3 protein-coding genes are annotated in these 2,595 nt (G+C 71.2%); 2 read left to right on the top strand and 1 reads right to left on the bottom strand.

Going from position 1 to position 2,595, the window contains the following annotated elements:
• Both G5C65_RS35250 and G5C65_RS35245 read left to right on the top strand, forming a co-directional pair.
• Positions 1-773 (top strand): ABC transporter permease (locus G5C65_RS35250; RefSeq protein ID WP_165303133.1); only part of this gene is annotated, 773 nt, incomplete at its 5' end.
• On the top strand, positions 770-1,756 hold the full coding sequence (locus tag G5C65_RS35245) for a glycine betaine ABC transporter substrate-binding protein (protein WP_165303132.1): 987 nt from the start codon (positions 770-772) through the stop codon (positions 1,754-1,756). The genes G5C65_RS35250 and G5C65_RS35245, both read left to right, overlap by 4 nt.
• Positions 1,757-1,786: 30 nt before the next feature.
• Here the strand turns inward: G5C65_RS35245 and G5C65_RS35240 are convergent, their stop codons facing one another.
• Entirely contained in the window at positions 1,787-2,587 is an 801-nt protein-coding gene (locus G5C65_RS35240; RefSeq protein WP_338146814.1) for a S16 family serine protease, read from the bottom strand.
• Positions 2,588-2,595 lie beyond the last annotated feature (8 nt).

Genomic DNA, 2,595 nt, shown 5'->3' with positions numbered 1-2,595 from the left:
CGCCCGCCCCTCCCCCGCGCACCGAGCGGCCGCTGTCCCGGCTCACCTGGCAGAAGCTGACCGTGCTGCCGGGCCTGGTGGCGCTGGCGCTGCTCGGCACCTGGCTGTGGTTCCGGGGCGCGGACCTGGACGCCATCGCGCGCAACTCGCTCTCCGAAGGCAACGTCGCGCTGCGTTTGCGGCAGCACATCGAGCTGACGGCGATCTCCACCTTCTTCGTGCTGGTCATCGCGATTCCGCTGGGTGTCGCCCTCACCCGGCCGCTGCTGCGCAGGGCGGCCCCGATCGCGATGATCATCGCCAATCTGGGCCAGGCGATCCCGGCGCTGGGCCTGCTGATCCTGCTGGTCATCTGGCTCGGGGTGGGCGCGAGCACCGCCATCGTCGGCATGGTGATCTACGCCGTGCTGCCGGTCCTCGCCAACACCATCGCCGGGCTGCGCGCCATCGACCCGGCGCTGACCGAGGCAGCGAAGGGGATCGGGATGTCCCAGCTGGGCGTGCTGGCCCGGGTGGAGCTGCCGCTGGCCGTCCCGCTGATCCTGGCGGGCGTCCGCAACGCGCTGGTGCTCAACGTCGGCACCGCGACACTCGCCACCTTCGGCGGGGGCGGCGGGCTCGGCGACCTGATCTCGGACGGCATCACCAACCAGCGGATGCCGGTGCTCTTCCTCGGCTCCATCCTCACCGTCGCGCTCGCGCTGATCGTCGACTGGCTCGCCTCGCTGGCCGAACTGCTGCTGCGGCCGAGGGGACTGGAGGGTTCCTCATGAGTATCCGTGTCCCTGTCCGCGCGCGTACCGCTCTGGCCGCCGGGCTCGTGCTGCCGCTCCCGCTCGCCGGGTGCGGGCTGGTCAGCGGCAGCCCGATGACGGACAGCGTGCAGCCGGGCAGCATCGGCAGGGGCGAACCGCTCAAGGGCGCCCAGCTGACCGTGACCTCCAAGGAGTTCACGGAGCAGATCGTCCTCGGCCAGATCATGGGCCTGGCCTTCAAGGCCGCGGGCGCCGACGTCGTGGACCGCACCAGCATCCAGGGCACCGTCGGCGCCCGGGAAGCGGTCAAGTCCGGTACGGCGGACGGGATGTACGAGTACACCGGCACCGGCTGGATCACCCACCTCGGCCACACCCGGCCCATCGTCGACCCGCACCGGCAGTGGAAGGCGGTGCGCGACGCCGACCGCAAGAACGGCATCACCTGGCTGCCGCCGTCCCGGCTGAACAACACCTACGCGCTGGCCGTGAACGACCGGCTGCAGCAGAGGTACGGCGTGCGCACCCTCTCCGACGTGGCGCGGCTGGCGAAGACCGACCCCTCCGCTGTGACGGTGTGCGTGGAGAACGAGTTCGCCTCGCGGGAGGACGGGCTGACCGGGATGGAGAAGCGGTACGGCATGGACATCCCCTCCTCCCGGGTGCACAAGATGAGCGGCGGCGTCGTCTACACGCAGGCGTCGAAGGGCTCGCCCTGCACGTTCGGCGAGGTCTTCACGACGGACGGGCGGATCAAGTCGATGAAGCTGAACGTGCTCGCGGACGACAAGCGGTTCTTCCCCAACTACAACGCGGCTCCCGAGATCAACTCCGCTGCGCTGCGGGAGCATCCGCAGATCGCCGAGGTGCTCGCGCCGGTGACGAAGGCGCTGGACAACGATGTGGCCCGGAAGCTGAATGCCAAGGTCGACGTGGACGGGGAGGACCCGCACGATGTCGCCAAGGACTGGATGGTGGAGAAGGGCTTCATCAAGGACTAGATGATGAGTCGGGCGTCCGGGCGTGCGCCGTCAGCACCGGGGGACCTTGTTGCCGTCCTTGAGGGACTTCAGGGAGGTGAGGGTGGATTCCAGGGTCGTCACCGGAATCAGGCGCAGGCCCTCGGGGCGCTCGGACTTCGCCTCGTCGCACTCCTTCTTCGGGACGAGGAACACCCGGGCCCCGTCCCGCACGGCGGCCCGCATCTTCAGCGGGATGCCGCCGACCGGGCCCACCGCGCCCTTGGCGTCGATGGTGCCGGTGCCCGCGATGCTGCGCCCTCCCGTGAGGCCGCCGCCGCGCCCGTCGCCGTCCAGCTTGTCCACGATGCCGAGGGAGAACAGCAGCCCGGCGCTGGGGCCGCCCACGTCGCTGAGGCGCAGCTCGACCCGGACGTCGCCGGGTTTCCGCCCGAGCTGGCGCAGCGCCGCCTTGACGGCCTTGTCCTGGGAGTCCTTCATCTCGTCGTCGATGGCGCGGCGGATCTCCGCGTAGGTGTCGCCCTTCGGGTACGCGGCCTCGCGCGGCATCACCGCGCGGTCGTCGGCGAACCAGGCGCGGGCCACGTCCACCACTCGCACCGTCACCTGGGGCTTGGTCACGCCGATGGTGACGGCGAGCAGCTCGCCGTTGTCGCGCGCGGGGGCCCCGCCTCCGTCGCCCGAGAGCGAGATGACCGGCTTGCCCTCATGGGTTCCGAGGACGTTCGCCGTGTCGCCCGGCTGCGCGACCGAGAACGGCAGCGGCGCGAAGGCCGCGACCCCCAGCAGCGCCGCGACGGGCACGGCGCACACGGCGAGCGTCCTGCGACGCGTCGCGAACAGCGCGGACAGCGCGCGGG

Origin of the sequence: Streptomyces boncukensis (assembly GCF_011045075.1) — a bacterium.
Taxonomy (GTDB): Bacteria; Actinomycetota; Actinomycetes; order Streptomycetales; family Streptomycetaceae; genus Streptomyces; species Streptomyces boncukensis.
This window is presented reverse-complemented; position numbering and strand designations above follow the sequence as displayed.